20 protein-coding genes are annotated in these 26482 nt (G+C 35.4%); 4 read left to right on the top strand and 16 right to left on the bottom strand.

The window, feature by feature from the left end; genetic code table 11:
* The 10 genes from GA0061080_RS12380 to pgk all read right to left on the bottom strand — a co-directional run.
* On the bottom strand, positions 1-210 hold a 210-nt coding region (locus GA0061080_RS12380; RefSeq protein ID WP_209435737.1), incomplete at its 3' end, for a hypothetical protein.
* A gap of 8 nt (positions 211-218) precedes the next feature.
* Positions 219-809, bottom strand: coding sequence for a LemA family protein (locus tag GA0061080_RS04610; protein WP_439330218.1), 591 nt, complete (start codon positions 807-809; stop codon positions 219-221).
* An 808-nt stretch (positions 810-1617) separates the two neighbouring features.
* Positions 1618-5835, bottom strand: a complete 4218-nt coding sequence (gene rpoC, locus GA0061080_RS04605) for a DNA-directed RNA polymerase subunit beta' (protein WP_091121813.1) — start codon at positions 5833-5835, stop codon at positions 1618-1620.
* Between the two features lie 91 nt (positions 5836-5926).
* Positions 5927-9955, bottom strand: coding sequence for a DNA-directed RNA polymerase subunit beta (gene rpoB / locus GA0061080_RS04600; RefSeq protein ID WP_091121809.1), 4029 nt, complete (start codon positions 9953-9955; stop codon positions 5927-5929).
* Between the two features lie 248 nt (positions 9956-10203).
* Positions 10204-10572, bottom strand: coding sequence for a 50S ribosomal protein L7/L12 (rplL, locus tag GA0061080_RS04595; RefSeq protein ID WP_085247025.1), 369 nt, complete (start codon positions 10570-10572; stop codon positions 10204-10206).
* Between the two features lie 58 nt (positions 10573-10630).
* On the bottom strand, positions 10631-11128 hold the full coding sequence (rplJ, locus tag GA0061080_RS04590; RefSeq protein ID WP_091121806.1) for a 50S ribosomal protein L10: 498 nt from the start codon (positions 11126-11128) through the stop codon (positions 10631-10633).
* Between the two features lie 230 nt (positions 11129-11358).
* A complete protein-coding gene (rplA, locus tag GA0061080_RS04585) occupies positions 11359-12060 on the bottom strand; it encodes a 50S ribosomal protein L1 (RefSeq protein ID WP_065635706.1) in 702 nt (233 codons plus the stop codon).
* A 3-nt stretch (positions 12061-12063) separates the two neighbouring features.
* On the bottom strand, positions 12064-12492 hold the full coding sequence (gene rplK, locus GA0061080_RS04580; protein ID WP_034884321.1) for a 50S ribosomal protein L11: 429 nt from the start codon (positions 12490-12492) through the stop codon (positions 12064-12066).
* Positions 12493-12680: 188 nt separating this feature from the next.
* Entirely contained in the window at positions 12681-13760 is a 1080-nt protein-coding gene (gene fbaA, locus GA0061080_RS04575) for a class II fructose-bisphosphate aldolase (protein WP_091121802.1), read from the bottom strand.
* A 73-nt stretch (positions 13761-13833) separates the two neighbouring features.
* Positions 13834-14997, bottom strand: coding sequence for a phosphoglycerate kinase (gene pgk / locus GA0061080_RS04570; protein WP_091121799.1), 1164 nt, complete (start codon positions 14995-14997; stop codon positions 13834-13836).
* A gap of 225 nt (positions 14998-15222) precedes the next feature.
* Here pgk and rpsT point away from each other — a divergent pair, with 225 nt between their 5' ends.
* From rpsT to dtd, 4 genes are all read left to right on the top strand, one after another.
* On the top strand, positions 15223-15486 hold the full coding sequence (rpsT, locus tag GA0061080_RS04565; protein WP_065635709.1) for a 30S ribosomal protein S20: 264 nt from the start codon (positions 15223-15225) through the stop codon (positions 15484-15486).
* A gap of 130 nt (positions 15487-15616) precedes the next feature.
* Positions 15617-16243 carry an SPOR domain-containing protein gene (locus GA0061080_RS04560; protein WP_065635710.1) on the top strand — a complete coding sequence of 209 codons (627 nt, stop codon included), beginning with the start codon at positions 15617-15619 and terminating at the stop codon, positions 16241-16243.
* Between the two features lie 10 nt (positions 16244-16253).
* Positions 16254-17096 carry a virulence factor BrkB family protein gene (locus GA0061080_RS04555; protein WP_091121833.1) on the top strand — a complete coding sequence of 281 codons (843 nt, stop codon included), beginning with the start codon at positions 16254-16256 and terminating at the stop codon, positions 17094-17096.
* A 7-nt stretch (positions 17097-17103) separates the two neighbouring features.
* Positions 17104-17538, top strand: coding sequence for a D-aminoacyl-tRNA deacylase (gene dtd, locus GA0061080_RS04550; protein ID WP_091121795.1), 435 nt, complete (start codon positions 17104-17106; stop codon positions 17536-17538).
* Positions 17539-17690: 152 nt separating this feature from the next.
* Here dtd and metA read toward each other — a convergent pair whose 3' ends face one another.
* The 6 genes from metA to rne form a co-directional block, all read right to left on the bottom strand.
* Positions 17691-18623, bottom strand: a complete 933-nt coding sequence (metA, locus tag GA0061080_RS04545) for a homoserine O-acetyltransferase MetA (protein WP_091121792.1) — start codon at positions 18621-18623, stop codon at positions 17691-17693.
* A gap of 211 nt (positions 18624-18834) precedes the next feature.
* Entirely contained in the window at positions 18835-19647 is an 813-nt protein-coding gene (locus GA0061080_RS04540; protein WP_091121788.1) for a peptide ABC transporter ATP-binding protein, read from the bottom strand.
* A gap of 22 nt (positions 19648-19669) precedes the next feature.
* A complete protein-coding gene (locus GA0061080_RS04535; RefSeq protein WP_091121783.1) occupies positions 19670-20659 on the bottom strand; it encodes a peptide ABC transporter ATP-binding protein in 990 nt (329 codons plus the stop codon).
* 2 nt (positions 20660-20661) lie between these two features.
* A complete protein-coding gene (locus tag GA0061080_RS04530) occupies positions 20662-21522 on the bottom strand; it encodes an ABC transporter permease subunit (protein ID WP_091121779.1) in 861 nt (286 codons plus the stop codon).
* Positions 21515-22450, bottom strand: a complete 936-nt coding sequence (locus tag GA0061080_RS04525; protein ID WP_091121775.1) for an ABC transporter permease subunit — start codon at positions 22448-22450, stop codon at positions 21515-21517. Before GA0061080_RS04525 ends, GA0061080_RS04530 begins: the two co-directional genes overlap by 8 nt.
* A 78-nt stretch (positions 22451-22528) precedes the next feature.
* A complete protein-coding gene (gene rne, locus GA0061080_RS04520; protein WP_091121771.1) occupies positions 22529-25219 on the bottom strand; it encodes a ribonuclease E in 2691 nt (896 codons plus the stop codon).
* Positions 25220-26482: the final 1263 nt, after the last annotated feature.

Below are 26482 nucleotides of genomic sequence, written 5' to 3'. Positions count from 1 at the left end.
AAGTTTTGCTATCATTAAAACAGCTATTTGTACTCCATCTGATCTTGGTTTTTCAAAGTCAATTAAGCTTGCTTCTAATGCATTTTTTTGTGATTCAGTTAAGGTATTAGTCGTGTCAATGACACGATGAGAAAATTGGGGGATGTCAGTCAGCCCATAACTGAACCAACTGATCAAGAATAATACACTACATAGAAAATATCTTTTCACGATAATAATTAACCAAAATCTACTGCGGGTGGATTAGACATTTGCTTTTCATCATCAACCGTAAATTGTTGTTTTGGTTGTTTTCCTAAGCTATCAGCAACCCATTTAGTCGGTAACTTACGGATATAGATATTAAATGTTTGCACTGCTTCGATATATCGCCCGCGCGCAACAGTGATACGATTTTCAGTACCTTCAAGCTGACTCATTAAATCTTGATACAGGGTGTTAGCTTTTAGGTCTGGATAGCTTTCACTGACTGCAATTAAGCGACTTAATGCTGAACTCAATTCTGATTGTGCTTGTTGGAATTTTGAGAATAAAGCTGTGTCGGTTAGCTGATCAGCATTAATCTGAATCGATCCGACTTTTGCTCTAGCTTCAGTTACTTGGGTTAAAACGTTTTTTTCGTGTATGGCATAACCTTTTACGGTATTAACTAAATTAGGAACTAAATCAGCCCGACGTTTGTATTGATTGAGCACTTCTGACCACGCGGCAGCCACGTTTTCGTCCTTCGTTTGGATGCCATTATAACTTGTAAAATAGATAAATGCCCCAATAACAACTAACACTACAATGATTAATAACGATTTGATTTTCATCAGTACGCCTCATATTATTGTTTATTTTATGAATATTTCAAAAAAATGATGTCCCTGCCAAGGGATATAAAAACCTTTACACACTTATGCTTTGCTATATTTCATTAAAAACCATTAATTTTATTTGAATGCTTTATTTTATACTTGTTTTTAATAAAATCAATCATTTATATATAAAATTCGATTTTTACTATTAGGTTTTAGACTATTTTGTTATCACCATATCTGTTTTATTATTGCTCACAAAATGTCGTTGGACTAACTGAATCATAAAATAACTAAATTGAAGAAAAATGCGAGTTGTTTACGTCTCATCATTAAAATAATCTTCAAAAAAACTTAAAAAATCTTTCTAAATTATTTAACTTTTTGTTTTATATATTTTAAATATTCAAATATATGCAGATTATGCTACACAGCAATTAAAATTGACTCTCTCTTGTGACTTTATTTAATTTTTAGACGGTATAGACTCCTGAATATTTTTTACAAAAAATATCACCTAAAAAGTGAACATTTTTGTAACTATTTTATAGGAAAAACAAAACTCACGTAAAATGACACTGTCAGTTTCCGTGTTTTATATTCAATAAAAGTGTTATTATATAATGCTTTATGATGATTTGAGTATTATAAATGAATGTTCCAGATAAATGTTTGGTGTCGATAGATAATATTTATTAAAATAATTTTTTAAGTTAATTAAATAGCTGCAAATAAAGTGAATAATCCCTACAGTTTATTAAAAATCATATAAAAAAATAGCACGCATGGCGTGCTATTTGTTAATTAAACCTCAGAGTTATTGATTTTCTTCAGCAGAGTTAAGTAACTCAGCTAAGTTAGCTGTTGCTTCTTCTGCTGAAATTGTTGTTTGAATGTCATCAGTTGATGGCATTGCACGTTTACGTAAACGCTCTTTATGGTAAGCATAACCCGTACCCGCCGGAATTAATCGACCAACAATCACGTTTTCTTTTAGACCACGTAATTCATCATTTTTACCTGCTACCGCTGCTTCAGTTAAGACGCGAGTTGTTTCTTGGAACGAAGCCGCAGAAATAAACGATTCAGTCGTTAACGAGGCTTTAGTAATACCAAGTAAGTCGTGTAAGTAAACAATCGGCTCTTTACCTTGTGCTTCAAGTTCACGATTGATAATCTTCAAGCGTGAAACTTCAAGCTGTTCACCCTCAAGTAGACGAGAACCGCCAGGATGAATAACCGTTGCTTTACGTAACATTTGACGGACGATAACTTCAATGTGTTTATCATTGATTTTTACACCTTGTAAACGATAAACTTCTTGAACTTCGTTAACAATATAACGTGTTACCGCATTAACACCACGTAGACGTAAAATGTCATGTGCCGATTCAGGTCCATCAGAAATCACATCACCACGCCCTACTTGTTCACCTTCAAATACGTTAAGTTGACGCCATTTTGGAATCATCTCTTCGTATGGTTCACTGCCATCTAATGGAGTAATAATTAAGCGACGTTTACCTTTGGTCTCTTTACCAAATGAAATAATACCGTCAATTTCAGCCAAGATAGCCGATTCTTTCGGTTTGCGTGCTTCAAATAAGTCAGCAACACGCGGTAAACCACCGGTAATATCTTTGGTACCAACAGATGCTTGTGGAATACGAGCAAGTGTATCACCGATATTGATTTCAGCACCATCTTCTAACTGTACTAATGCTTTACCAGGTAAGAAGTATTGTGCAAGCATTTCTGTACCAGTAAGGAAAATATCATTCCCTTTAGCATCAACAAGTTTGATTGCAGGGCGTAAATCTTTACCTACACCAGTGCGTTCAGCCACATCTAAAATCACGATAGATGATAAACCAGTTAATTCATCAGTTTGGCGAGTAATAGTTTGCCCATCAACCATATCAACAAAACGAACAAAACCTTTTGCTTCAGAAATAACTGGCATTGTATGCGGATCCCAGTTAGCAACAGTTTCACCTGCATCAACTGTTACACCATTACCTTTACTTAAAATCGAACCATAAGGAACTTTGTAAGTTTCTTTCATACGACCTAAGTCATCAATAATGGTTAATTCAGCATTACGTGAAGTAATGACTAGTTTTTTATCTGGGTTAGTTACAAATTTAGCATTAGTTAATTTAATACTACCTTTATTTTTAACTTGAACGCTAGACTCTGCTGCGGCACGTGATGCCGCCCCCCCGATATGGAACGTACGCATGGTTAACTGTGTACCCGGTTCACCGATTGATTGAGCGGCGATAACACCGATTGCTTCACCTTTGTTCACTAGGTGACCTCGAGCTAAGTCACGACCATAACATTTCGCACAAACACCAAAATCAGTATCACACGATACAACCGAACGCACTTTAACACTATCAACCGATTCTGCTTCAAGTAAGTCACACTTACTTTCATCAAGTAATGTATTACGTGGAATTAAGATATCCGCACTACCTGGTTTTAATACATCTTCAGCCGTGACTCGACCTAATACACGCTCACGAAGTGGTTCTTTAACATCACCGCCTTCAATAACTGGTGTCATGACAACACCTTCTAAGGTACCACAATCGTCTTCAATTACCACTAAATCTTGTGCAACATCAACTAAACGTCGAGTTAAGTAACCTGAGTTTGCGGTTTTTAATGCGGTATCGGCAAGACCTTTACGCGCACCATGAGTAGAAATAAAGTACTGAAGTACGTTTAATCCTTCACGGAAGTTCGCTGTAATAGGTGTTTCGATAATCGAACCATCTGGTTTTGCCATCAAACCACGCATACCAGCAAGCTGACGAATCTGTGCAGCAGAACCACGTGCCCCTGAGTCGGCCATCATGTAAATACTATTGAAAGAAGATTGTACTTCTTCTTCACCTTCACGGTTTATGACTTTTTCAGTTGATAAGTTATCCATCATGGCTTTAGCAACACGTTCATTAGCTGCTGCCCAAATATCGATAACTTTATTATAACGTTCACCAGCTGTTACCAAACCTGATTGGAATTGCTCTTGAATTTCAGCAACTTCAATTTCAGCTTCATTGATGATTTGTGATTTCTTAGCTGGAATTTCCATATCATCAATACCAACAGATACCCCTGAACGTGCTGCATAAGCAAATCCAGTGTACATAATTTGATCGGCTAAAATTACCGTATCTTTCATACCTAATTGGCGATAACAAATATTTAAAATCTTAGATATCGCTTTTTTACCAAGAGGCTGATTAATAACAGAGAAATTCATTCCTTTTGGCATAATTAACCATAAAATTGCACGACCGATAGTTGTATCAACAATCGAGGTAGTATCTTCCCACTCACCTACACTATTTCGTTGGCTTTCAGTAATACGAACTTTAACCTTAGCATGTAATTCAACTAGACCTAAACGGTATAGCTTTTCAGCTTCTTTAGGACCAGTTAATACCATGCCTTCACCTTTGGCATTAACTTTATCACGAGTCATATAGTAAAGACCTAAAACCACGTCCTGAGAAGGAACGATAATAGGTTCTCCACTTGCCGGTGAAAGAATATTGTTGGTTGACATCATTAACGCACGTGCTTCTAACTGAGCTTCTAACGTTAATGGAACGTGAACCGCCATTTGGTCACCATCAAAGTCAGCATTAAATGCCGCACAAACTAGTGGGTGTAATTGAATCGCTTTACCTTCAATTAGAATCGGTTCAAACGCCTGAATACCAAGTCTATGTAACGTTGGAGCACGGTTTAATAATACTGGATGTTCACGGATAACTTCATCTAAGATATCCCAAACAATTGCATCTTCACGCTCAACCATTTTCTTCGCAGCTTTAATGGTTGTTGCATAACCGCGACGTTCTAATTTCCCGTAAATAAATGGTTTGAATAATTCAAGTGCCATTTTCTTTGGTAAACCACACTGATGCAAATGCAAGTATGGACCTACAGTAATTACAGAACGCCCCGAATAGTCAACACGTTTACCTAACAAGTTTTGACGGAAACGACCTTGCTTACCTTTAATCATATCGGCAAGTGATTTTAATGGACGTTTGTTTGAACCCGTAATCGCACGACCTCGGCGACCATTATCTAATAATGCGTCAACAGACTCTTGTAACATACGTTTTTCATTACGTACAATAATATCTGGCGCAGCTAAGTCTAATAAACGTTTTAAACGGTTATTACGGTTAATCACTCGACGATAAAGGTCATTAAGATCTGATGTCGCAAAGCGACCACCATCTAGTGGAACCAATGGACGTAAATCTGGTGGCAACACAGGTAATACGTTTAAGATCATCCATTCAGGTTTGTTTTCTGATTGAATAAATGCTTCAATAATCTTAATACGTTTAGTTAGTTTTTTACGCTTAGTTTCAGAATTAGTAGTTGCTAGTTCATCGCGTAATGCTTCACATTCTGCTTGCACATCAATATTACGCAATAATTCTTGGATAGCTTCAGCCCCCATACGAGCATCAAACTCATCACCAAATTCTTCTAACGCATCAAGGTATTGCTCTTCGGTTAAAATCTGACCTCTTTCTAAATTAGTCATACCACCATCAAGAACCATAAATGACTCGAAATAAAGCACTCGTTCAATATCACGAAGTGGCATATCAAGTAATAAACCGATGCGAGAAGGTAATGATTTTAAAAACCAGATATGAGCAGTTGGAGATGCAAGTTCAATGTGCCCCATACGTTCACGACGTACTTTAGCTTGAGTTACTTCAACTCCACATTTTTCACAAATAACACCACGGTGTTTTAGACGTTTATATTTTCCACATAAACATTCATAATCTTTTACTGGTCCGAAAATACGTGCACAAAACAATCCATCACGTTCAGGTTTGAACGTACGATAATTGATTGTTTCAGGTTTTTTGACTTCACCAAAAGACCATGAACGAATCATATCAGGAGAGGCAAGACCAATCTTGATGGCATCAAAATCTTCAGTTTTTGTTTGTGCTTTTAGAAACTTTAATAAGTCTTTCACAATTGACTCCTATGGAGTTAAACCAATTAGATAACTTATTATTGCTAATAAGCTATCCCTATAAATAGAAATCACTTTAAATTAGCGGAGATTACTCTTCGTCTAACTCAATATTAATACCTAGCGAACGAATCTCTTTTAATAGTACATTAAATGATTCTGGAATCGCAGGTTCCATACGATGATCACCATCTACAATATTTTTATACATCTTAGTTCGACCGTTTACGTCATCTGATTTAACGGTTAACATTTCTTGTAAGGTATAAGCTGCACCATATGCTTCAAGTGCCCATACTTCCATCTCACCAAAACGTTGACCACCAAATTGAGCTTTACCACCCAATGGTTGTTGAGTAACCAGACTGTATGAACCAGTAGAACGAGCATGCATTTTATCATCAACTAAGTGATTCAATTTGAGCATATACATATAACCTACAGTAACTGGACGTTCAAATTTTTCACCTGTACGACCATCGTACAAAGTAATTTGGCCAGAAGTTGGTAAGTCACCCAGCTCAAGTAATGCCTTAATTTCTCGCTCTTTAGCACCATCAAATACAGGTGTTGCTAATGGCATACCATTACGTAAATTTTGTGCTAAAGTCATCACTTCTTGATCAGTAAATTCTGCCACATTCACTTTTTGCGCAGCACCTAAACCAAGATCATACGCTTTTTGAATAAATTCACGTAATTTAGCTAATTCCTGCTGTTCTTTTAGCATAGCATCGATCTTCTGACCAATACCTTTAGCAGCCATACCCAAATGAGTTTCTAAGATCTGTCCAATATTCATACGGGACGGAACACCTAGCGGATTCAATACGATATCAACTGGACGACCTTTTTCATCATATGGCATATCTTCAATTGGATTAATTTTTGAAATAACCCCTTTGTTACCATGACGACCAGCCATCTTATCACCAGGCTGAATTTGACGTTTAACTGCCAAGTACACTTTAACGATTTTAAGAACGCCAGGCTGTAAATCATCACCTTGAGTGATCTTCATGCGTTTAGCTTCTAGTTTTTTGTTAAACTCTGTTTTGATTTCGTCGTACTGTTCAGCCAACTGTTCTAATTGAGATTGTTTATCTTCGTCTGCAATACCAATTGTTAGCCATTTTTCATGTGGTAAAGCATCTAATTTATCCGCTTTGATTCCACCTGAAATTAATACATCACGAATTCGAGCAAACAATGCAGCTTCTAAGATTTTAAGTTCTTCAGTTAAATCTTTTCTTGCCTGTTTGAGTTGCATCTCTTCGATTTCAATTGCACGCTTATCTTTTTCTACGCCATCACGAGTAAACACTTGAACATCAATAACAGTACCTGAAACACCATTTGGCACACGTAATGAGGTATCTTTAACATCTGATGCCTTTTCACCAAAAATAGCACGTAGTAATTTTTCTTCTGGCGTTAATTGTGTTTCACCTTTAGGTGTCACTTTACCAACTAGAATATCACCACCTTTTACTTCAGCACCGATGTATACAATACCAGACTCATCAAGTTTAGACAGTGCGGCTTCACCTACATTTGGAATATCGGCAGTAATTTCTTCTGCACCTAATTTAGTATCTCGAGAAATACAAGATAGTTCTTGAATATGAATCGAGGTGAAACGGTCATCTTGTACCACTTTTTCGGAAACTAAAATAGAATCCTCAAAGTTATAACCATTCCATGGCATAAATGCCACGCGCATATTTTGGCCTAATGCTAATTCGCCTAAGTCGGTAGATGGGCCATCAGCAAGCACATCACCACGCTCAACTTTTTCGCCTAATTCTACACATGGAATCTGATTGATACATGTATTTTGGTTAGAGCGAGTATATTTAGTTAAGTTATAAATATCTATGCCTGTTTCACCTGCATATATTTCATCTGCATTAACATTAACCACGATACGTGATGCATCAACATATTGTACTGTACCACCACGACGCGCAACAGCAGTAACACCCGAGTCAACAGCTACCGCTCGTTCCATACCGGTACCAACAAATGGCTTTTCAGCTTTCAACGTTGGCACTGCTTGACGTTGCATGTTCGCACCCATTAAGGCACGGTTCGCATCATCATGTTCTAAGAATGGAATTAATGAAGCACCAACAGATACAATTTGTTGCGTTGATACGTCCATATAATGGATTTGCTCAGGGCTATATAAACCAGACTCACCACTTAAACGACAAGTTACTAGATCTTCTTTAAAACGACCATTTTCATCAAGATTTGAGTTAGCCTGTGCAATGACAAATTCACTTTCATCAATCGCAGATAAGTAATTAATTTCATCAGTAACAACACCATCAATAACTCGGCGATACGGTGTTTCTAAGAAGCCATATTCATTAGTACGCGCATAAACAGCTAATGAGTTTATCAAACCAATGTTTGGACCTTCAGGTGTTTCAATTGGACATACACGACCATAATGGGTTGGGTGTACGTCACGAACTTCAAATCCTGCTCGTTCACGAGTTAAACCGCCTGGACCTAATGCAGAAATACGACGTTTATGCGTAATTTCAGATAGTGGATTATTTTGATCCATAAACTGAGATAGCTGACTTGAACCAAAAAATTCACGAATCGCTGCTGAAATTGGTTTTGCATTAATCATATCTTGTGGCATGAGTGAATCAAGATCACCTAAAGAAAGGCGTTCTTTCACTGCGCGTTCAACACGAACTAAACCAATACGGAATTGGTTTTCTGCCATTTCACCAACGCTACGGATACGGCGGTTACCCAAATGATCGATATCATCCACATCACCATGACCATTACGAATAGCAATTAATTTTTTCATCACGTCAACGATATCATCTTTAGTTAAGACGCTTTCGCCTTCAATATCGTCACGACCTAAAGAACGATTAAATTTCATCCTACCAACAGCTGATAAATCATAACGTTCATCAGAGAAGAATAAATTATCGAATAGCGCTTCAGCAGCTTCTTTTGTTGGTGGTTCACCAGGACGCATCATACGATAAATTTCAACTAACGCACCTAATCGATCGCGTGTTGAATCGACATTTAATGTTTCAGAAATAAATGCACCATGATCTAAATCATTAGTGAATAATGTTTCTATTTTTTTATATCCAGCATTAGATAATTCAACTAATATTTCTAATGAAATTGGTGTATTAGCAAATGCAATCACTTCACCAGTTTCTTCATTAATATAATTTTTAGCAAGAACTTTATTGATAATATATTCAACTGGAACATCAATTTTACTAACTTTATCTTTTTCTAATTCACGAATATGACGTGCAGTAATACGACGGCCTTTTTCAGCATATATTTTGCCTTTTGATTCAATATCAAATAACGCTGTATCACCACGCAAACGTTCAGGAACAAGGTCCATCTTCAATTTAGATTTGCCAATTTCAAAATTGGTTTTTTCAAAGAAGATATCTAAAATTTCTTCCGTTTCATAACCTAAAGCACGCAAAATAATTGTTGCTGGAAGCTTACGACGGCGGTCAATTCGAGCAAAAAGATTATCTTTAGGATCAAATTCAAAATCAAGCCAAGAGCCACGATAAGGAATAATCCGAGCATTATATAAAACTTTCCCAGAAGAGTGCGTTTTACCTTTATCACTATCAAAGAACACACCTGGACTACGATGTAATTGTGAAACAATAACGCGCTCAGTACCATTGATCACAAATGTACCATTATCTGTCATTAAAGGAATTTCGCCCATGTAGACGTCTTGTTCTTTAATATCTTTTACTGTTCCTTCTGGTGCATCTTTATCATAAATAACTAAACGTAATTTTACGCGCAATGGTGCTGAGTAAGTGATCCCTCTAATTTGACATTCTTTAACATCAAACACAGGTTCGCCCATTTTAAAGCTCACATATTGTAACTCAGCGTTACCACTATAACTTTTTATCGGAAATATTGAACGGAATGCAGCTTCTAAGCCGTATTGTCCTTCTGGATCTTGCTCAATAAATTTCTGGAACGAATCAAGTTGAATAGAAAGAAGATACGGTATATCCAAGACTTGTGGACGCTTACCAAAATTCTTACGAATTCGTTTTTTCTCGGTATAAGAGTAAACCATTAGTTCCTCAACTTGCTTATCTGCTATTTTAGCATGATTAAATATTCATCAGGGATACTATCGATAACTGATAACACCTGACACCTCATCGAAAATATCTATAAATATCAATTGATTAGGCTTAATAAATATACTATTTCTTTATTACTTTTTTATTGATAATCTTAAAATAAAATTCTTTAACTTATTACAGCGCAAAAAGGCTGGAGGTATAAAACCCCCAGCCAATTGTTGTGTTGTCGATAAACTTATTTAAGTTCAACAACTGCACCTGATTCTTCAAGCGCTTTTTTAAGTTCTTCAGCATCAGCTTTGCTAACGCCTTCTTTAACTGTTGCTGGAGCTGATTCAACAAGATCTTTCGCTTCTTTAAGACCAAGACCAGTTGCACCACGAACTGCTTTGATTACAGCTACTTTGTTAGCACCAACATCTTTTAAGATTACATCAAACTCGGTTTTTTCTTCAGCAGCTTCAGCTGGACCTGCAGCAGCAACTGCAACAGCTGCTGCTGCAGAAACACCGAATTTTTCTTCCATCATTGATACAAGTTCAACAACATCCATAACAGACATTTCAGCAACTGCATCTAAAATTTGTTCTTTAGTGATAGACATAATATAGTTTCCCAAATTTACATTTTTTAATTAATAAAATTCACAATCTAACCGCCAATTAAGCAGCTTCTTTTTGATCGCGAACCGCTGCAAGAGTACGAACCAATTTGCCAGCTGCGGCTTCTTTCATGGTTGACATCAAGCGAGCTAATGCTTCTTCATATGTAGGTAATGTTGCTAAGCGATCAATGTTCGCTGCAGTAATTAACTCACCTTCAAAGGCTGCGGCTTTAATCTCAAATTTATCATTTTCTTTAGCAAACGCTTTAAAAAGACGCGCTGCAGCACCTGGGTGCTCATTTGAAAATGCAATTAGAGTTGGACCAACAAACGTATCTTTTAAACACTCGTATTGAGTACCCTCAACGACACGGCGTAATAGCGTATTACGAACAACACGCATATAAACACCTGCCTCACGAGCAGATTTACGTAATGCAGTCATTTTTTCTACAGTAATGCCACGAGAATCAGCAACAACTGCAGATAGCGCACCTTTGGCGATTTCATTAACTTCAGCAACAATTTCTTGTTTATTTTGAAGATTTAGTGCCATTGGTATTGCTCCTGGATTATACTAGGCAAAAGCCTAGACTTATTCAAGCTAGCTACAAATGTAACTAGCACAACCACGATGAGCAGAATCCTTCTATTATATCTTATCAGGTTCTGTCACCGTCTACGTAGGAAAATTAAGTAGTCAAACATCAACCACACCTACGGTCTTGGACGGGGTCTGGTTAAGGCCAGACACCAACCGATTTCGCTATTTAATTATAAAATTAATTAAACAGTTGCATTCAATGTTGCTTGATCAATAGCAACACCAGCACCCATTGTAGTAGAAAGGCTAACTTTCTTAATAAATACACCCTTAGAAGAGGCTGGTTTTGCACGTTTTAACGCAACAAGTAATGCTTCTAAATTTTCTTTAAGCTTATCTGCATCAAAATCAGCTTTACCAATAGTAGTATGGATAATACCATTCTTATCATTACGGTAACGGATCTGACCAGCTTTAGCATTTTTTACAGCTTCAGCAACATTAGGAGTTACTGTGCCAACTTTAGGGTTTGGCATTAAACCACGAGGCCCTAATATTTGACCTAATTGACCAACAACACGCATAGCGTCAGGTGATGCAATAACAACATCAAAATCCATTTCGCCTTTTTTGATTTGATCTGCAAGATCATCCATCCCCACTAATTCTGCACCAGCTTCTTTAGCAGCTTCTGCATTTGCACCTTGAGTAAATACAGCTACGCGTACGCTACGACCTGTACCATGTGGAAGAACAATTGCACCACGAACGTTTTGGTCTGATTTACGTGAATCGATACCTAAATTAACAGCAACGTCGACGCTTTCAGTAAATTTAGCAGTAGCTAATTCTTTTAATAAAGCAATCGCTTCGTTGATTTCATATTGTTTAGTTGCATTTACTTTTTCGCGGATAAGTTTAGCTTTTTTAGATAATTTAGCCATGAATTAACCCTCCACTTCCAAGCCCATTGAACGAGCAGTTCCTTCAATAGAACGCATCATCGTTTCAATGGTAGCACCATTCATATCTGCAGCTTTTAATTCAGCGATTTCGCGAATTTGAGCACTCGTTACTTTACCTACTTTTTTCTTATTAGGCTCACCAGAACCAGACTTAATCTTAGCTGCTTTCTTTAATAAAACAGCAGCCGGAGGCGTCTTAGTTACAAAAGTGAATGAACGATCAGAATACACTGTAATTACTACAGGAATTGGTAAACCTTTTTCCATGCTTTCTGTTTTAGCATTGAATGCTTTACAGAATTCCATGATATTCACACCATGTTGACCAAGTGCTGGACCAACTGGCGGACTAGGATTTGCCGCACCAGCTGCAACCTGCAACTTGATGTAGGCTTGTACTTTTTTTGCCATTTTTAGTTTCCTTTGCTCGGGTGCAAACGCCTCTATTAATAATAGATATTAATAAATAGACAGCTCCCCTAAGTTAAATGAGGGCAGAATTATCCTATAATCCAATTAAAAATGCAAGATTTATTTGAAATAGGATAAATCAAAAGCAGAGCAATAACTCTGCTTTGAGCTTAAATAACTAAAACAAATTACAGAACATTTACTGCATTGAGTTCTTTAAATGCTAGTTCTAAACGTGCCACTAATGAATCTTGTCCTTTACGTAACCATACGCGTGGATCATAGTATTTTTTATTTGGCGCATCAGCACCTTCAGGATTACCTAATTGACCTTGTAGATATGCTTCATTTGCTTTGTAGTATTCTAAAATACCTGACCAGTTGGCCCATTGAGTATCTGTGTCAATATTCATTTTGATTACACCATAACTTACTGCTTCAGCAATTTCTTCTGGAGTTGAACCTGAACCACCATGGAATACAAAATTTAATGATTTAGCAGGTAAATTGAATTTTTCAGATACATATTTTTGTGAGTTATCTAAAATTTTGGGTGTTAACTTAACATTACCTGGTTTATAAACACCATGCACATTACCAAATGAAGCTGCGATAGTAAAACGAGGACTAATAGCACTTAAACGTTCATAAGCATATGCCACATCTTCTGGTTGAGTGTAAAGTGCTGAGCTGTCCATATGGCTGTTATCAACACCATCTTCTTCACCACCAGTACAACCTAACTCTAATTCTAATGTCATTTTCATTGCCGACATACGAGCAAGATATTGACAACAGATATCAATATTATCTTTTAATGACTCTTCTGAAAGGTCAATCATATGAGAAGAAAACAATGGTTTACCTGTTTTAGCAAAATGAGTTTCACCTGCATCCAGTAACCCATCAACCCATGGAAGTAATTTTTTAGCGCAGTGATCAGTATGAACAATAACTGGAACGCCATATTTTTCAGCCATAAGATGAACATGTTTTGCGCCAGAAATAGCACCCAGCACAGCACATTCTTGACCTTCTAATTTTAGGCCTTTACCCGCAATAAATTGAGCTCCACCGTTAGAAAACTGAACAATAACAGGAGAACCTACTTTTGCAGCTGTTTCAATAACGGCATTGATAGTATTTGTATCAACACAGTTAACCGCAGGTAATGCAAAGTTATTTTCGCGAGCGATTTGAAATACTTTTTGAACATCATCACCAGTGACAACACCAGGTTTAACAACATCAGAAATCTTAGTAACCATTTTATTACCTATAAATTTATTTATAAAAATTAAAGGATGAGTAATTATCTCATCCTTTTACTGAACTCAAATACTAGGCCTTTGCTCTAGCTTCTAACATCGCAACAGCGGGTAGTTTTTTACCTTCAACGAACTCAAGAAAAGCACCACCACCAGTTGAAATATAAGAGATTTTATCTTCAATACCAAATAGATCGATTGCAGCTAATGTATCTCCACCACCAGCAATTGAAAAACCTTCGCTATCAGCAATTGCTTTCGCTACAATTTCAGTACCACGACGGAAATTAGGAAATTCAAAAACACCTACTGGACCATTCCATAAAATGGTTTTAGCATTTTTGATAATATTTGCTAATACTTCTGCTGACTTATCACCTAAATCAAGAATTTGTTCATTTTCTTTAACATCTTTAACTGATTTTTCAGTCGCTGTTGCTGTTTCACTAAATTCTGTTGCAACACGTACATCAGTTGGAACTGGGATTTCACAGTTAGCCATCAACTTTTTAGCTTCAGGGATTAAATCAGCTTCGTAAAGTGATTTACCTACGTTGTAGTCTTCTGCTGCAATAAATGTGTTGGCAATACCACCACCGACAATAATTTGATCTGCAATTTTTGAAAGCGAATCAAGTACAGTTAATTTAGTTGATACTTTTGAACCAGCAACAATTGCAACCATCGGGCGGGCAGGATTATCTAAAGCCTTACCTAACGCATCAAGTTCAGCGGCTAATAATGGGCCAGCACAAGCCACTGGCGCAAATTTACCTGCACCATGTGTTGAAGCTTGAGCTCGGTGAGCAGTACCAAATGCATCCATTACATAAATATCGCAAAGTGCTGCATATTTTTTAGATAAAGTCTCATCATCTTTACCTTCACCAACGTTAAAGCGGACATTTTCAAGAACAACTAATTCGCCTTCTTTAACATCTACACCATTAAGGTAATCTTTTACTAAACGAACAGGAAATGATACATGTTCTTTTAAGTAATCAACAACAGGTTGCAATGAAAACTCTGGATTATATTCACCTTCTGTTGGGCGACCAATATGCGAGGTAACCATTACTTTTGCACCTTTCTTGATGGCCTCTTCAATAGTAGGTAGTGATGCTTTAATACGCGCATCTGAAGTAACCTTACCATTTTTTACAGGCACATTAAGATCTGAACGAATAAATAAGCGTTTTCCTTTTAGATCAAGATCTTGCATTCTAATAATAGACATGATACTTCCTCTTATAAAATATAAATAAATTAAAACTTTTTCTATTCTAACATAAAATTTCTTTTTAGGTTATAGACATTATTGGTTGAATGATAAACATTTATTATCAGCTAAAAATGACCAATTATATTTTTTTATACAACGGCATTGACAATAGAAAGAAAATCAGGCATATTTTGCCACCTTAATTAATATGTAATTTTTATCTAAATTTGGGAGTTGACTTTGGCTAATATCAAATCAGCTAAAAAACGTGCGATTCAATCTGAAAAACGCCGTAAACATAATGCTAGCAACCGTTCAATGATGCGCACTTATATTAAAAAAGTTTACGCCGCTGTTGCAGCTGGTGATAAACAAACAGCTGAAGTAGCATTCAAAGATATGCAAGCAGTTGTTGACCGTCAAGCGGCTCGTGGGTTAATCCACAAAAATAAAGCTGCTCGTCATAAAGCTAATTTAATTAAGCAAATCAAAGCATTAAGTTAATGGTTTTATTTATTATCTGTTAACTATCATAGTTAAAAAGAAATAACAAAAAGTGGTGTAAACCACTTTTTTTATTTGTATACTACATCATTATTTATGTAATTTTAATAAAAATAGAAGAGAGTCTATTGTGGTTCAGCGTGATTATGTTAGAAGAAAGAGCCAATCAAAAAAAAATAAGTCACGAAACAAGCCTAATTTAATGATGTTTTTGGCTATCATTATAGTTATACTATTTTCTGCTATTCTCTACTTTATTTCAAATAATACCCCCAAGAAAGTTATTGAAACGCCAAAAGCAAAAACTCAACCGCCTGCTATAACTCTTCCTGAGCAACCTCAAGAACGTTGGACATATCTTAAAGAATTAGAAACACCTAATGCAAATTATGGTGTAACATCAAACTCAATTGCTAATGAAAGACAACGAATTTTAGATAGCTTTGCAAATAACACTTATACGACTATGCCACCTTCTCAAGGTAGCACAACAACACAAAATCAGATAACAAATCCAGCTTCACAACCAACAACCGTTTCAAATAAATGGCTATTGCAGTGTGGTGCATTCAAAGATAAATCTAATGCTGATACACTAAAAGCTAAGCTTGCAATGACGGGGGTTCGCAGCAATATTATGTCATCAGGACAACTATATAAGGTTACAGTAGGACCATACGAAAGCAAAGAAGAAGCAAATAAGGTATTAAACTTATTAAATAGTAATGGGATTAATAGCTGTGTTATTTCTAACTAAACACAAGACAATGAAATCAGTTAAGCAAATACAAATCTTTATGAAAATGTTATGCGATCGTATAAACCACGATCGCTTAACAACATCTGCTGCAGGGCTTGCTTATACAACAATACTGGCTTTAGTACCTCTTATTACTGTTATTTTTTCCTTATTATCTGCTTTTCCTATGTTTGAAGAAGTTAGCCATTCATTGAAACAAATAATTTATAATAATCTTGTCCCTACAGCCAGTGATACAATCCAAAATTATTTAGAACAATTTATAACCAATACTAAAAAAATGACTCTTTTCGGTATAATTGGTTTAATCGTTACCTCACTATTACTTATCAACTCAATTAACACTACGCTTAATCATATTTGGAAAACCCAAAAAAAACGCTCTTTTATGTACAACCTAACCATATACTGGACGATATTAACCTTAGGCCCCATTTTAGTTGGGGCAAGCGTAGCTGTAAGTTCATACATATTCTCGCTAAAATGGTTTTCAGCAGCAACAACAAATACTTTTTTGCTTAGCAGTTTACCGTTTTTTATTTCTATATTTGGATTTTGGTTACTTTATAGCATTATTCCGACTGAATCAGTACCGTTAAAAGAGTCGATGATTGGTGCATTTGTTGCTGCAATATTATTTGAATTAGGTAAACGCACGTTCACATTGTATGTGACTTCGTTTCCGACATATCAACTTATTTACGGTGTGGTATCCTCCATTCCTATCATGTTAGTTTGGATCTACTTTTCTTGGTGCATTGTTTTATTCGGAGCTGAATTTGCAGCAACGTTAACTGACTATAACCGACAAAAAAAACATATTGTTAACAACCCTTCTTTACCAGAGTAATTAAATTATGATCGCCTTAATCCAACGAGTAAAACAAGCTAGTGTTACAGTAGACAATATTATTATTGGGCAAATTAATCAGGGATTACTGATTTTACTCGGAATTGAGCAAGACGATGACGAACAAAAAGCAATTCGTTTATGTGACAAAGTTTTAGGTTATCGTATTTTCAGTGATAATGAAGGAAAAATGAATTTAAATGTTAACCAAGCTAATGGCGAAGTATTAGTTGTTTCTCAATTTACCCTAGCAGCAGACACTAAAAAAGGGATGCGACCAAGCTTTACAAAAGGCGCTAAACCCGATGAAGCAAATAGGCTTTACCAGTTTTTTGTAGAACAATGCCAACAAAAAATAACAACTCAAACTGGCCGATTTGCAGCCAACATGCAAGTATCATTGATTAATGATGGTCCTGTAACATTTTGGCTACAAGTTTAGTCATATGATTAAAATCATATTCAGATAATATTCCGCAAGTTTTACCAATTATTTAATATTTGGTATTATAAGATCCTATCTAGATAGGTTATTGTTAAATAAATCTAGCAACAACCTAACAAAATTTGATCATAAAATGCGACTAACCTTTATTAGTCATCAATCGTTAAATTTCGAGTAGTTAAATCAAATGGAGTTAACTGGTAAACATAATAGTTGAGCCAATTACTAAATAATAGGTAAGCGTGGCTACGCCATGTGGCTTTTGGTGTTAAATGAGGATTATTATCAGGAAAATAATTATATGGCATATCAGGATGAATACCTGCATTTAAGTCTCGATAATATTCATTTGCCAATGTTGAAGAATCATATTCAGGATGACCTGTTACAAACACCATCCGCTTATCAACTGTAGTCATTAAATAAGGACCGGTAATATCAGACTCAGCTAAAATAGTTAAATCTGTATATGTTTTTATTTTATCAATTGGAAAATCAGCATAACGAGAATGGGGAGCCCAAAAGGTATCATCAAAACCGCGTGTTAAAATCGCATTAGATTGCACAATATGATGCTGAAAAACACCCGATAACTTTTGCGTGCGAGTAAATTTTGGTAAATCATATAAAACATTCAAAGCAGCTTGAACACCCCAACAAACAAACATAGTTGAAGTAACATGATCCTTTGCCCAAGTAATAATTTCGGCTAACTTAGACCAATACACAACATCGGAAAAGGCCACTTTCCCTAGTGGCGCACCTGTTATAATTAACCCATCAAAATTTTGCTCACAAATATCATCAAAATCACAATAAAAACTATTTAAATGTTCAATAGGCGTATTTTTAGACTCTCGCTGATCAATACGTAATAACTGAATATCAACTTGTAAAGACGAATTAGAAAGTAAGCGTAAAAATTGGTTTTCTGTTTCGATTTTTTTAGGCATTAAATTTAAAAAAAGAAGCTTAAGAGGTCGAATTTCTTGGGTATTAGCACGCGATGAAGTCATAACAAATACATTCTCATTACGTAATACATCAACCGCAGGTAATGAGTCAGGAATACAAATAGGCATAACAAAAACTCCTAAATCGGTAAGTCATTTTTAAACATCAAAATAGACGTCTAGAAATCTATATAGCTAAATATAGTATCTTTTAATTTATTTGTCGAGATTTTTTATTTAACAAAATCATCAGAATAATCAAATTACAAATTGACGAACATTCTAAAGAAATGTGTATTGCTTCATGCAAAAATCAAAATAATTCGGATAGATTTGTTAATTAAAAAGTACGAGTATCGGTACGCCAAGTATCTGCGGTAAGCGCTTCACCAAAATAGCTATTGATTAATTTTTGGGTAATATCACTCAGCGGTGAAGCTAATACTTCAGCGGTATTACCATATTCAACCAATTCGCCATTATGCATAACTAAAATTTCATCGCTGATATGTTTCATCATCCCAATATCTTGGGTAACATATACATAAGAGATATTTTGTTCAGCTTGTAACATCAGCATTAAATTGACAATTTGCGAACGCATCGAAATATCAAGTGCAGCTAATGCTTCATCTAAAATTATCACTTTGGGTTTTAAAATCAATGCCCGAGCTAATGCCACACGCTGCTTTTGCCCCGCCGCCATCACTGAAGGATAATAAGAGGCATGTTCAGGTAACAATCCAACTTGCTTCAATACATCTCTTATTAACTTCTCACGTTCATGAGCATCATAATTAGCATTACATTTTAATGGAATTTCAAGCAATTGCCCAATACGTAATCTTGGATCAAATGAACTTTCTACATGCTGAAATATCATACGAATTAGTTGACAGCGTGAGCTATAATCGCCGTATTGAACTTTATTACCGTCAATCCAAATATCTCCACTATCAGGCTTTATCATACCAACTAACATTTTTGCGAGTGTCGATTTGCCTGAACCATTTTGCCCGATAATTGCAAGCGTTTTACCTTCATTAAGAGAAAACGATAATGGCTTCACCGCATTAATGTATAAATGTCCCAGAAAACCTTTAGGAATTTTAAATTGCTTAGATAAGTTACGCACTCTTAATATTGGATTCATCGTATATTCCTATTATTTATGGCTACTCATCAGTATTTAACGGAAAATGACAGGCTACGAAATGATCTTTTATCGGTATCAATTCTGGTGCCAAAATACATTTTTTCTGAGCATATGGACAACGAGGTCCTAATCGACAACCTATTGGTAGGTGTTCTAATGATGGGATCACTCCAGGCAAAGTATTTAACGGACTTTTATGCGGCATCGCTTTACCAAAATCAGGAATTGCATAAATTAGCGCCTGAGTATAAGGATGATAAGGAGATTTAATTAAATCTTTACTATCAGCAACTTCAACTGTCTGTCCACAATATAAAACATTGATACGATCAGTCCATCTGGTAACCATTTGCAGATCATGGCTAATAAACAAGATAGTGGTACCCAAATTTTGGTTCATACTAGCTAATAACCTAAAAATTTGTGCTTCAGTAGTTGCTTCCATTGCATTTGTCGGTTCATCTGCAATAAGTAGCTTAGGCTGATTAGCCAATGCAATTGTAATCATGACTTTTTGACATTCACCTTCAGTCAATTCAAACGGATAAGATTTTAATATCTCCTTATGATTCTTAATTCCTACCCGATGCAATAACTCAATCGCTCGATGTTTACGCCAAAATAACCTTTGCCACCAATGCCCCTTAAATGTCCTTCTTGGAATTGCACTAATTAACTGTTGCCCTACTTTCATGGAAGGATCTAAGCAAGATTGTGGTTCTTGGAATATCATCGATATATTGGCACTAATGACTTTTCGACGCTGTCTAGGAGTGAGCTTAAGTAAATCAATGTCATTAAAATAAAATCGATCAGCTGAAATCTTCCAATTATGATTAGTCACGCCTAAAATAGCTTTGGCGATAAGGCTTTTTCCTGATCCTGATTCACCAACTAAACCTCGAATTTCGCCTTCAGACAATTTCAAATTAACACGGTCAATGGCCCGCAAAAGACCATCTGGCGTAATAAACTCAATGGTTAAATTTCGAATATCTAATAGTGCCATAATTAGGTTCCTGCTCGACGGCCATACAATCCAAAATTAAACAAATAAACAAAAATAATTGTAGCAGACACCGCAATTCCAGGAGATAAAAAGGCTAAGTAATTAGTTGCAATAATATCTTTCATTTGAAACATCATCATACCTAAATCAGGTCGAGAAGCATCATTAGCAAAACCTAAAAAAGTTATCATGGTAATAGATAAAATAATTGATCCAAATAATGAAACAATTTCGCTTAAATAAACAGGCAAAATATTAGGTAAAATATAATGATTTAAAATTGAAAATGATGATAAACCATCAAGTCTATAAGCTGTAATATAAGTTTTATTCCACTCATTGATAATGTTTTGATGGATATTGTAAATAAATCGCGGTGTATAAGATAATCCAATTACCAACAACATATTAGTAATATCATCTCCTAACAATAAACTAATTACAATCACACCAAGTAGTGGTGGCACAACCATACAAAATTTAAAAATAAATAATACAAAAGGCCGTATCAACGAAACAAAAAACATTAAATAATTAATTAGCCCGCCAATAACAACCACATAAAACACCGTTTTTAAGGTCATTGATATAGTTGAACGGTAACCAATGAGTAAATAACCAAAAATATCTTGCCCTTTAGCATTTGTCCCTAATATATGATTGATATCACCATTAGGCCACCAAGCTGGAGGCAATAAAGCTGGATAGCTAGGCTGTAAATGAGCATGAAAGAACCATTTGGTTGATAATGCCACAAAGGCGAGCGCCAATATGCCATAAAAGCCAACAACTAAGTAAAGATTACTATGCAACCGATTAAAACTTAAATTTACGTTTTTAAGCAATCTTGCTCGCCTAGACATAATGTTCCTTATGACGCAAAGGATAAATAACTACCGCCGAAATTTCGCCCAATAACGTTAACAAACTGATAACTGTGCCACAGGCTAAAATGGCAATAGAAATAACAAAATAATTATTATGATGATAAGCGATCATCACCCATTGCCCTAATCCTACTCGATTAAATAAAATTTCAATTACCATAGTTGAAAACAGTAGTGTTGTCGTATTATAAGTCAGCTGTGGAATAGTTGCAGGAATGGAATTAGGTAATAAATGGCGGCGTAAAATTTTAAACGGTGATCGCTCACGAATAATCGCCATTTTAATAAAATTTTGTCGTGATGTATTTCTTACATTCTGGCTAACTAGTTGAATAGTCATAATGCATGGTTGAATAGCTAAAATAATGATCGGCAAAAACAAATAGTGAAGTTGATCAAATATCATATGCCATTTATCTGTTTTTGATGAAATTAAAAGATCCAATAACGAAGTTCCAGCTACTGATGGCGATACATTAAAATTCATCGATATCGACCAAGTTGGCGATAACCAATACATCACGATAATAACAAGCATAACGATAGGACAAGAATATAATAATAAAGCCCCTAAACGAATCGTACTATTTAACCAATTAATATTGCTTAAACCAAGAAACACACCTAAAGGTAACCCAATAAATAATGCAACTAATAAAGCAAGAATGCACAGTTCAAATGTCGCTAATAATGTATGAAAAAACGGTACTGTTTCCCCTGTTAATAATCTAAATTGACCTTGTAGCAACTGCTTAAAAAAAGCATTATAGGCATCAATAAAATTTAAATTGTGAAAGTTAGACATTGAATGAGGGGTAAAATAAACTAAATAGAAGCTAATCTGAGCTAGTACGCAGATAATAAATAAAAACGTAACTACTTTCTTGAAAATATAGATAATCATTGTTTATCTTTATTGATATGATAAATAAACAAAACACGGCAACATAAAAATATCACCGTGTTTTGATTTATCTATTGATTAATCCGGTATCACCGGTTTACTTGCTGCGGCATATGCATGATCTTGCGCACTTAAACCACCAGCATTACCTTTACCTTCAAAACAATAATCTGATTCTTCTCGTGGTTTTACCCCAATATCAGAAGCCACATATTCTGGTGCGGGAGCTTTAGCCATTGCTGATGAAGAATAACCTATTGATTTAAAATCATTAACTCCTAAATTTACCTCGTTGCTATTTTTTTCGCCATTTTTAAGATCTTCTTGAGCATTTGTAGAATTATTAAACACTTCATCAACTATGACAATATCAGCGCTGTGGCTATTTACGTCCTCTTCATTTTTGACAATAACAGGAAGTAAAAGTGAAGGGATAACAGGTGTCACTATATTTGGGACACCGTTTGTTACTTGACTGTAATCAACAACAACGCGACCTAATGCTAATTCTAATGATGCTGCAGCAAACTCTAATGGCATTGGTGACTGTTTTAGCTCTACACTACGAACACGGCGTTTATTACGCTGGCCATTCATTCGTAAATGTCTTGATGTTCGACGCTGACGTTTTGGTTGAGCTTCAGATACAATATTGTCTTGAGTTTGTTTAGAAACAATAATTGGTACCAATAAAGAAGGAATAATTACTCTTTCTTCTTGAGCTTGCACTGTTGTATCGGTATTTTTTACACGGACACTTTTAGCTAATGTGCGTTGTTGACGCCTTGGTTTAATTTCTCGTTGCTTTTGTTGTACTATTTCTTCAACAACTTTATCTGATTTTAGATTATTTGCTGAACTTGACGAATTAGTATTTGAAACACTATTTTGTTTAGCTCTACGATTATTATTTCTACTTTGCTCTTTAGCTTCATCAATATTACCCGTTGTTGTAACAACATTAGTGTTGTTAGTGGCACTATTGTTTCGGTTATTGCGCTGACGTCGATTATTTGAACGTTGATGATCTCGTCTTTTGGTTGTTTTTGGTTTAATTTTTGGTTCAGGTTCTGCTTTTTCTGTGACAAATAATTTACGTAATTTGCCTAATAACCCACCAAAAAAACCTTCTGACTTTTTGTTTTTTGAATCTGTTTTTTCTTTTGTAGCAACCGATACTTCAACTTTAGGGCCAGATAACACCGCTTGTTCAACAATCACTTCAATAGTTTGTTCTTCTTCCTCTTCTTCAAGTTCACGAATCAATTTTGGAAGATTATAACTCAGTACATCAGTTTCTTCGCCTCTACGCTTACGAATCACCTTATACAATGGGGTTTCCATCTCTTCATCGCTAGCAATCACAATTTTGACATCAGGATGCATACTTTCAATATTGGTGATAGCACGACGTTTTTCGTTGAGTAAATAGCTCGCAATAGGTACTGGAACGATAACATCAATTTGCACAGTATTATCTTTCATTGCTTCTTCTTGAATCAATCGAAGAATAGATAAAGACAATGAATTATTGTCCCGAACTGTACCTGTACCTTGACAACGAGGACAAATATGATGTGTTGCTTCGCGTAATGAAGGACTTAAACGTTGGCGCGACATTTCAAGTAAACCAAAACGTGAAATTCGCGTAGTTTGAATTCGTGCACGATCGGTTTTCATCGCTTCTTTTAAGCGATTTTCTACCTCACGTTGATTACGGACTGGTGTCATATCAATAAAATCGATAACAATCAAACCACCTAAATCGCGTAAGCGTAGTTGACGAGCTATTTCTTCGGCTGCTTCAAGGTTAGTATTAAATGCTGTTTCTTCAATATCACTACCACGAATGGATTTAGCCGAGTTAATATCAATTGCTGTAAGCGCTTCTGTGGCATCAATAACGATGGAACCACCAGAAGGTAAGCGAACTTCTCGCTGAAATGCCGATTCAATCTGCCCTTCAATTTGAAAATGATTAAATAATGGCACATCACCATCATAAAGCTTTAAGCGACTAATATACTCAACACGACCCAAATCAGCTAAACGTTTTTTAGCAATTTCAAGTACTTTAGGATTATCAATTAAAATATCGCCAACATCATCACGCAAATAATCACGAAATGCGCGAGTAATAATATCACTTTCTTTATGAATCAAGCTTGGTGCAGGATGTTTTTTGGCTTCGTTTTGAATTGCTGTCCAATAGTTAACTAATGCATCTAAATCTTGTTGCAACTCCTCTTGGCTTTTACCAACACCCGCCGTTCTAGCTATAACGCCCATGCCTCTTGGCTTTTCAATTGCATCAATAATACGCTTCAGATCTGCTCTTTCCTCACCTTCTATACGGCGCGAAACACCGCCAGCACGAGGATCATTAGGCATCAATACCAAATAGCTACCAGCTAAACTAATATAGGTAGTTAAAGCCGCACCTTTTTTGCCACGGATCTCTTTTTCGATTTGAATAAGAACTTCTTGACCTTCCTGTAGATGTTTAATACTACGGCGACCAGAAATATTAGATGGGAAATAGCTTTCAGCAATCTCTTTTAAAGGTAAAAAACCATCACGCTCACCACCATACGAAACAAAAGCGGCTTCTAAACTTGGATTGATTTTAGTGATTTTACCTTTATAAATATTCGCTTTTTTTTGTTCATGTCCAAGGCTTTCGATATCTAAATCATACAATCGTTGACCATCAACAAGCGCAACTCGCAGCTCTTCTTGCTGTGTTGCATTAATTAGCATTCTTTTCATTATTCTACACTCTTGATTAATCTTAATTCACAGTAGGTAGAATCTTATTATTGATAAGTGATTATTTTAACAATGATGAATAATGGTACTTAACTAAATATTGGTATACAGCATTCATTATTTTATTTATGTTATTTTTGTTATTATTTTATGTGAACCTGATACCGCTTACACAACATCAATATTATACATTAAGCAAAATGCTAAATTAAAAAGCACTAAATACTTTAAAAAAACCTAATTGTATAATTTATTGACACTATTAATATGGCTAATTTGCAAACCTATACCGGCTTTAGCAAATAAACTAAATCTTTATGTAATTGTTTAAAATAAACATATTATCTAATTATAATGACTCTACTTACGCTATTTTATTTTTACAAACTGTAATGTCTAACGCCATTGCTGCATTACAAGGATAAAAAATCCCTGCTTATTATTAACGTTTCAGCAAAGGATAGCAAGTAAATTAAGCGCACTATTTTACATCCAGCTAACGAGTTACTTCTTATTGTTTACACTGCACGATTAAAATAGCTCTCTAAGAACTCATAAGACGTTTTTTCTGAAATCACTTTATGCGGTTTAACCGTATGATAAAAATTAATCAAAACGTTTGAGCTTTTGTTTTCTCTATTTTGAATCGTTAAATATTGGTTGGTTATGCCGCATCTCCATTTAAAGTTCGTATCACTCTTTCGACTTTTCCATTAATTTCTGGGCAGGTGATTTTTGCTTGATATGCCGGTTATCACACATTTTATCTAAATAAATCAAGAAAGTAGAATTTTTGTTAAAAAGTTTCAGGAGCGTACTACGTTTATGTATAAAACTATAAAAATCAAATAGATATAAAATAGTGGATATTCTCTAGTTTGCCGCTTCGTTTGATTTTTCAGTAAAAGTAAATCTTTGGTATCAACCCGTAGTATTTTGCTTGGATAAGTTTTGTTATTGCCTTTAGCTTGCCCTTTTAATTTATCTTCAATTAAATTTTATATTTTATATCATGTATTTAACATTATAACGGATGGTTTTATAACGTTCATTTTTACTACTTAAAAGGACAAAAAACTTCCGTCGGCTTTTTTAGCACGTTATAAATGATCTAGCAACCATAATGCGCTGATCCAAATAAATAACAGTTACTTTTCTTTATGATATCATCGCCCTATCGCTTGTCTACGATAAGGTGTTAATAAACTGGTGCACCTTTTATCTTAATTAGTATAATAACTATTAATAAAAGCAATAAGAGAC

It is taken from the genome of Gilliamella intestini (assembly GCF_900094935.1).
Classification (GTDB): Bacteria; Pseudomonadota; Gammaproteobacteria; order Enterobacterales; family Orbaceae; genus Gilliamella; species Gilliamella intestini.
The sequence above is the reverse complement of the archived record's forward strand: the minus strand, read 5'-3'. Positions and strand labels throughout refer to the sequence as shown.